This window comes from Nitrospinota bacterium (assembly GCA_009873635.1).
Classification (GTDB): Bacteria; Nitrospinota; Nitrospinia; order Nitrospinales; family VA-1; genus LS-NOB.
The window spans coordinates 20,927-28,605 of record WAHY01000017.1; the positions used below are offsets into that span (position 1 = coordinate 20,927).

Here is a 7,679-nt window from a genome sequence, read left to right on the forward strand (position 1 = left end):
AAATTTAAAGTCTGGTTGATGTTGGCCAGGATACCGAAGACCATAAGCTCTTTGATGACGTCATTCGGGGTGCATTTTAGTTTTTCTGCCAAGTCCCTTACAGGCGTGTTTTCACCAATTTGAACAAGTTCGAAACTATCCTCAGTTTCAACGGGTTCTGTAACTGGTTGAGGCTCAACAGGAGGTGGGGTTTCCACCACAGCTTTTTCTTTTGGCTCGGGGGCTGTTTTTTCTTTTGGTGCCGGGGCCGGCTTTTTCTCAACGGGTTTCGGTTTCTCTTCTTTTTTTACAATCTTGAGGCCAAGTTTTTTTCCTGTTTTGCTTTCTACTTTTTCCTTCGCCTTCTCAGTGGTTTTAGCTTTTTTTGTAGTCTTCGGCTTTGCTTTAGTGGCTTTCTTTGTTTTAACTGCTGTTTTTTTCTCAGCCTTTTTTGCGGCGGTAGACTTGGCCTGAGTTTTTGCTGTTGTAACAGTTATCTTTGAAGGAGCCTTTATTTTAATTTTTGCTTTGGCTTTTTTTACTACTTTCTTTTTTGTGGTTTTAGCAGTCGTTGCTTTTTTGGGCGTGAAGAGATCGCGGATGTATTGCGTGGCTTCTTCATCAATGGAACTCATATGATTTTTTACAGCTATATCACGCTTTTGCAAAGCCTCAATAATCTGGTCGTTCTGAATATTGAGCTCCAAGGCCAGTTTGTTGATGCGAATTTTAGCCAAATTCCCCCCTGTTTTTAACTTTAAACATTTTCAGTATTTCCCAGGCGTTGCTTGGCCTGTTCCAAGATAGACTTCCCCATTTCTTCATCAATACCCTCCAGGGCAATCAACTCTTCCAGAGGGGTGACAGAAAGCTCGGCGATAGTTTCAAATCCGTTATCTGCCAGAGATTGCAAAACCTCAGGACTTAGTCCTGTCAACTCTTGAATAAGAATATCTTCTTCCTCTTCTTCTACCTCTTCTACAACGGTTGTTTCACTGCTCTCTGTTTCAGTAGAAACTTCTTCTTCCTGAGCCTTCTCTTCAGGTTCGCTGTCTGGGGTTTCAGAGTCCCGAGGTTCTTCAATTACAGGGCTTTCCTGTTTTGAAAATGCCAGCTCCAGCGATAACTTTTTCTGTTCTTCAGCCAGTTGGATCAGAGCTTCAGCTTTTTTAGGACCAATTCCCGCAAGTTGAGTTAATCCTTTCACTCCTCTTTCCAGTGCTTCTTCATAGGTAACAAGATCATTGCTAAAGAGAATGGTCATTACCTTTTCACCCAAACCTTTGGTATTTTTCACATCATCAAGAAAGTCTACGGTTGAAGATTCACCAGTGCTCAAAAATGCGTGGTGCTCTCCCATTTCCATAGCTTCAGACGGACCTTTTATATCCACCTTCCAGCGCACCAGCTTCGCGGCCAGTCTTACGTTCTGCCCTTTTTTGCCTATGGCCAGTGACATTTGGTCATCAGCTACAATGACCGTCATTTGTTTTTCATCATGGTTCATGATGATTCTTGAAACCTTTGCCGGGCTCAGCGCATTTTTCAAATAGGTTTCCGGGTCTTCTGAGTATTCAACAATATCTATTTTTTCACCACGCAGTTCCTGCACGATAGATTGAACCCTCATTCCGCGCATACCTACGCAAGCACCGACCGCATCAATTTCCCGGTCGTTGGTTCGTACAGAAATTTTTGTTCGACCATTAGGTTCGCGAACCACTCCCATGATCTCCACCATACCCTCACTGATTTCCGGAACTTCCATTTCGAATAAACCTTTAATCAGTCCTGTATGGGTACGGGAAAGAATTACCAGAGCGTTCTTGGGTGTTTTCCGTACATCCAGGACATATGCCCGAATCCGTTCTCCACGATTAAAGTTTTCGCGGAAAACCTGCTCCCTTCGCGGCAAAACACCTTCGGCTTTTCCCAAATCAACAATAAGGTCACCGTGTTCCATTCTTTGGACCATACCATTGATCAATTCGCCTTTTTTATCTATGAATTCGTTATAGATCAGGTCAATTTCTGCTTCGCGGACTTTTTGCACAATCACCTGTTTGGCTAGTTGCGCGGCGATACGTCCATAATTTTCGAGAACCTGCTGGACCAGAACTTGTTCGCCAAGTTGTATGTCATCAGCAAGTGCCGAAGCATCTTTCAAACTTATCTGCTCATCTGGAAGATCTACTTCTTCAACGACAGTTTTTTCTACATAAATTTCAACTTCACCCGTGGCTTCATTGAACTCGCTCTGCAACTCCTTAACCGTTGGATACCGTTTGCGCACGGCAACTTCGACGGCGGCTTTCAACGCATCGATCAGGACATCCTTATCGATTCCTTTATCGCGACTGAGTTGCTCAAGAATGCTGAGAGTTTCCATGCTCATGTTGCTTACCTATATTTCAATAACTAAATTTGCTTTACCAACCAGCTGTAACGGAATTTCAAAAACCTTTCCGTCCAACTCCAAATATACGTTTTGATCTTTAAAGTCTTTTAAGATACCGGTAAACTTCCTTCTATTTTCAATTGGGGAAAGGCTGTGCAGACGGATTTCCCGCCCCTTGAACTTTAAAAAATCCTTTTCCCGCTTCAAAGCCCTGTCAAGACCGGGGGATGATACTTCCAGGCTATAGGGGTTTGAGATGATTTCTTCAACGTCAATGAGATCGCCGGTCAAATGGCTGACTTTCTGGCAATCATCGACCGTGACGCCGCCTTCCTTGTCGATAAATATCCTTAAAACCCAGTTCTTGCCTTCTTTCTTGTATTCGACATCCACCAACTCCAGCTTTTCAGCAATGAGGATCGGTTCGATCAAACCCATAACAGTTTGCGAAACAGGGGGTTTTGCCATTAAAACCTCTATTGGGGCAACGTAAACAATGACTCAAAATCGGTTCAGGAGTTCATTGTGCGGTCCTGAAAAAAGTAAAAAAAAAGCGGGCTAAAAGCCCGCGGCGCAGGACCCTAGATGTCAGTGGGGATTGTACTAGAACTTAAGGCTGGATTTCAAGGGAAAACTGGGAAACTCAAGACCAATGGGCTTTTATAACCCTTTTAAAATGTTAGGGATATCTTCAATGACCGAGGGGTAGGGGTGGAGGTTGGATTCGTTTGTTTTACGGAGTTTGATTTCAATTTGCCCGGCAGTGAGGTTTTTGGGGCCGACAATAATCTGCAGAGGAATACCCATGAGGTCTGCATCCTTTAATTTAACCCCTAATCTATCTGACCGGTCATCAAGCAGGGTTTCTATGTCAAGCTTTGTAAGCTGGTCATATATATTATCGCAGGCTTCTTTTAGTTCATCATTGGAATAATTAACCGGGATAACAATAACCTTAAAAGGTGCCAGGTTGATTGGCCAGATAATTCCTCTGTCATCATGGTTTTGCTCAATGGCAGCGGCGGCTGTGCGTCCGACACCAATTCCATAACATCCCATAACCATTGAGTTTTCTTTTCCCTGTTGGTCAAGATAGACAGCTTTCATCGCTGAAGAATATTTAGTTCCAAGTATAAATATATGGCCCACTTCTATTCCACGTTTGACCTGGTATTTCCCATTTTCGCAACGTGGGCATGGATCATTGGGATTGATGGTCCTGATATCGCTGAATTCTTTTATTTTCAGATCCCTCTCTGTCTGAACACCCTTGAAGTGAGTGGACGGTTTGTTTGCACCCGTGACAAAATCGTGAAGGATTGATATTTCATTATCTGCGTATACTGGCAGGTCCAGTCCCACAGGGCCGACATAACCACAATGTATATTTGGATATTTGGAGAGCACTTCTTCTTCTGCAGGATGCAACCATTCGCAGCCAATTAGATTTTTCAGTTTGACTGGGTTGATCTCGTGATCTCCGCGGACCAGACCCGCTACCAAACCTTGTTCATTTTCAAATAAAATGGTTTTCACAATTTTCTGGGGTGGAAGATTGAGAAACTTTGCGACTTCTTCAACAGATTTCTGTCCAGGTGTATCCACCTCTTTAATATCTTGCAGTGTCGCAGGTGGGTTTGAGGGTGCAGGTGATTTTGATTCTGCCAATTCAAGATTTGAGGCGTAACCACAGGATTCACAAAATCCGATTTCGTCTTCACCCGAATCAGCGATAACAGCAAACTCATGAGAAAAACTTCCGCCGATGGTTCCTGAGTCTGCCTGAACCTGTTTAAAGTCCAAACCGCATTTTTTAAAAATATTACTATAGGCCTGAGCTACCTCTTTGTATGTGTTCCGGGTATCTTTTTCATCAGTGTGAAAACTGTAGGCATCTTTCATCATGAACTCTCGCCCGCGCATAATACCGAACCGAGGTCGAACTTCATCTCGAAATTTGGTCTGGATTTGATAGAGAAGAATGGGTAATTGGCGATAAGACCTGATTTCCTTTCTTACTATGTCGGTGATGACCTCCTCGTGAGTGGGACCGTAACAGAATTCTCTTTCATGCCGGTCCTTCATGCGTAACAATTCTTTGCCATAAAAATCCCATCTCTTGCTTTCTATCCATAATTCGGCTGGTTGAATGCTGGGCAGGAAAACTTCCTGTCCGTTTATGTGATTCATTTCTTCGCGGATGATACTCTCAACCTTTCTTAAAACCCGAAGACCCAAAGGAAGAATGGAGTAAATGCCCGAGGCAACCTGGCGAATCATACCTGCACGTACCATCAGCTTATGGCTGATAACTTCTGCATCGGCAGGCGATTCTTTTAACGTTGGAATAAATAGTTTTGAAAAAAACATGCTGGTTTTCAGAAGGTTAAGGCAGACAAACAGAAAGGATGATTCTATGCGCTAAAGGACTTTTGAGCAAGGGCAATATGATCCACATTATGGATTTCGAGCCAACCCTTGTGTATTTCCATATAGTGAACAGCGAATCCCCGGTCGATCATTTCCTGAATAAGGTCTGTGAAAGTCAGCTTCGAAATATCTCCTGACTCCTGAAAGGGACCGGTAAAGTTTTTAAGAACATCGTTATAAGTTTCGAGGAATTGTTCGGAACCTGTTTTGCTGAACCGGGCAAGCCCAATGAACTCGTGCGTTGCTGTTTCAGGATTTATTTTACTGCCGATCTTTGTAACTGTATTTTCACTTGTGAAGCGAATCTCCCTCCGCTTGGGTTTGTAGTAGTTTTTGGTGATAAGGTAGTCGTGAATATTGTCTTCATCTGGTTTGTGGTACTGGGTCGAATTGTCGGCAACGAGAACGATATCTTCTTTGCACCCAGTAAGCTTGCTGATTATATGGTCTTCCATGAGGATGTCAGAATACAGCATGATGAAACCATTGAGCATTTTTTCTTTAGCGACCATCAGCGAATTTAGTACCGACCCTTTCTGGTAGTCAGGGTTTTCCATAATATTGATGCCCTCAGCTTCCAGGTGTTCTTTTCCATATCCTGCTATGAGTGTTACGTCAGCAAGGTTTGACTTGTTCAATGTTTGAAGCTGATGCTCAATGAGTGGCATTCCACAAATCTCCAGCATCGCTTTAGGTTTTCCATTTAGAATATGTTTTAAAACCGGATCTTCCCCCGCGGCGGGGATAATAACTGGAATATTGGTGGTTTGTTCATCCTGCTGATCCTTTTCTTTGACTTCCAAAAAACCTACTGTTTTAAAAATTTCCCTGACGGGTGCACAGAGAGGGTCTGCCTCTATCGACCTTTGGTTGCGGAGAATAGTTTTTGCGGTTTCAGTCATCGCCTGATAGGCACTTCGTAATAGATGATTGGCATAAATAACGATATTGAAACCTGCGGCAGCCAGCTCATCTTCTGTGATCAGGTTATAAGTGGTGGGTACACACACTAGTGGTTTATCCAGATTTAAATCTTTTAAAATAAGCTTGTACTTTTCCGCGAACTCCAGTATTTCATCCGGACTTTTTGACTTGGAGTGGATCATGATTCCATCAACTCCGGCTTTAAGATATTGTGTGGCCCGGTCTATCGCGTCTTGCATGGGCTTTCCCGAAATGAGACTTTCAATGCGCGCGATAATCATAAACTCACTGCTTTTTTGAATACTTTTGCCTCGACGTATTTTTTGAGCAAAGACTTCTGGTTCCTGAAGGTTCTGCTGAACACCCGACTCCAGACTATTACGCTTGGGAAAAACCTTGTCTTCTATAATTACCGCTGATACTCCTGCCTGCTCAAGCTTTGAGACAGTATACTCGAAGGTGTTTGCGTCTCCTCCTGTATCGCCGTCAACGATCATGGGTTTATCAGTTACGGCAAGAATTTCATTGATGCTTTGGAGCCTTGAGTCAAAGGTTACAACTTCAATGTCGGGATGACCTTTTGAAGCCGAGTCTGTAAGGCTGCTTTCCCAGATGGCATCAAATTGACGCACTACGGTTTCCCCGTCGGACTCTCCTACCACTTCAACGGTGTTGGCGATGATGCCGCTCAATCCATTATGGGCTTCAAGCACCCGAACTAATTTACCTTTTTCCAGCAAGGCCTTAAGTTTTCCCCGGCGCTGTTCAGGAAGAATTATGTTGAGAAGAGTCATGGTTCTGCTCCATCGTCTTTATACGGTTCAATTTTTTCACGTATCCAGTCTGCTACATAGATGTTATCGAGATTGAACTTTTTCAACGTATTCAAAATTATTGCTATGTGCTCCTCATCCGGAAGATTATTATCCAATATAATTAGATTCTCCCCGTTGAGTTTGCAGTGGCCGCTTTGAATAGCAAACTCCTGGTCGTTGAGGTTGGCGAATTCAATTTTTATGGATAATTTCTCAGCGGTTTCCTTGAGGTCCTGGATACGGCTCTCAATGCTTTGCATAAGAAGAAATTGTTTCAGGTAATGATTCGCATAATATCATTATAAAAAGCAAAAACCATGAGACTGAGAAGCATAAAAATTCCTACCTGCTGTGCCCATTCCCGATTCCTTTCACTAATGGGTTTGCCTTTTATAATTTCTATCAGAAAAAAGAAAATATGCCCACCATCAAGTACCGGAATTGGCAATAAGTTGAGTAATCCCAGGTTAATACTTAAAAGTGCGGTCAATCGGATCAGTTCGTTGAGGCCTTGTTCAGCCTGTTCGCCATATATCTGAAAAATCAGAATAGGGCCTCCAATTGAATCTGCGGGAATAGAGCCCATCACCATTTTTTTGATACTGACGGCAATTAAATAAATTAATCGGCCGGTTTCATCTATAGATCTTTTGAGAGCTCCAACAAGACCATATTTTTCTGTCGCCATTTCACCTGCCATCCCGATTCCCAGCATGCCGACTTTTGTGCTTTTGCCTTCAATATCCTTCACGACCTTAGGCTCGGGTGTCAGTTTGGTAACGATCTCGGTTCCATCTCTGAAAACTTTGAATGTCAATTCTTCCCCGGGTTTATCAATGGCTGCTGTCTTCAGGTCTCCCCAGCCATATATAATCGTATTGTCCACTGATAAAAGGGTGTCACCTTTTTTAATTCCCGCTCTGTCGGCTGGAGAGCCTTCTTTTACATAAAAAATATTTCGCACGAGCGGGGTTATCCCTATCAGGCCAACATTTTCTTTGTCGCCAAAAAGATCGCTGATTTGCTCTGAGACGGGGGTGATGGGTAATGTGGCAATATTTCCCGAGCCTCTTTCTACATGGAAATCCAGTGAGCGCCCTGGTGAATCATGAACGATTTTCTGGAGCTGTTCC

The 7,679-nt window shown here is 43.3% G+C and carries 7 protein-coding genes; all 7 read right to left on the reverse strand.

What is annotated here, in order from left to right; translation table 11 throughout:
* A partial coding sequence (locus F3741_09985; protein MZG31113.1) for a translation initiation factor IF-2 occupies positions 1 to 716 on the reverse strand: 716 nt, incomplete at its 3' end.
* Between the two features lie 20 nt (positions 717 to 736).
* Complete coding sequence (gene nusA / locus F3741_09990; protein MZG31114.1) at positions 737 to 2,374, reverse strand: transcription termination/antitermination protein NusA; 1,638 nt, start codon at positions 2,372 to 2,374, stop codon at positions 737 to 739.
* A gap of 9 nt (positions 2,375 to 2,383) precedes the next feature.
* Positions 2,384 to 2,845 carry a ribosome maturation factor RimP gene (locus F3741_09995; protein ID MZG31115.1) on the reverse strand — a complete coding sequence of 154 codons (462 nt, stop codon included), beginning with the start codon at positions 2,843 to 2,845 and terminating at the stop codon, positions 2,384 to 2,386.
* A 192-nt stretch (positions 2,846 to 3,037) separates the two neighbouring features.
* Positions 3,038 to 4,747 carry a proline--tRNA ligase gene (locus F3741_10000; protein MZG31116.1) on the reverse strand — a complete coding sequence of 570 codons (1,710 nt, stop codon included), beginning with the start codon at positions 4,745 to 4,747 and terminating at the stop codon, positions 3,038 to 3,040.
* A gap of 44 nt (positions 4,748 to 4,791) precedes the next feature.
* Positions 4,792 to 6,525, reverse strand: a complete 1,734-nt coding sequence (aepX, locus tag F3741_10005) for a phosphoenolpyruvate mutase (protein MZG31117.1) — start codon at positions 6,523 to 6,525, stop codon at positions 4,792 to 4,794.
* Positions 6,522 to 6,806 carry a hypothetical protein gene (locus F3741_10010; GenBank protein MZG31118.1) on the reverse strand — a complete coding sequence of 95 codons (285 nt, stop codon included), beginning with the start codon at positions 6,804 to 6,806 and terminating at the stop codon, positions 6,522 to 6,524. Before F3741_10010 ends, aepX begins: the two co-directional genes overlap by 4 nt.
* A gap of 14 nt (positions 6,807 to 6,820) precedes the next feature.
* Positions 6,821 to 7,679, reverse strand: an 859-nt coding sequence (rseP, locus tag F3741_10015; protein ID MZG31119.1) for an RIP metalloprotease RseP, incomplete at its 5' end; no start/stop codon positions are given.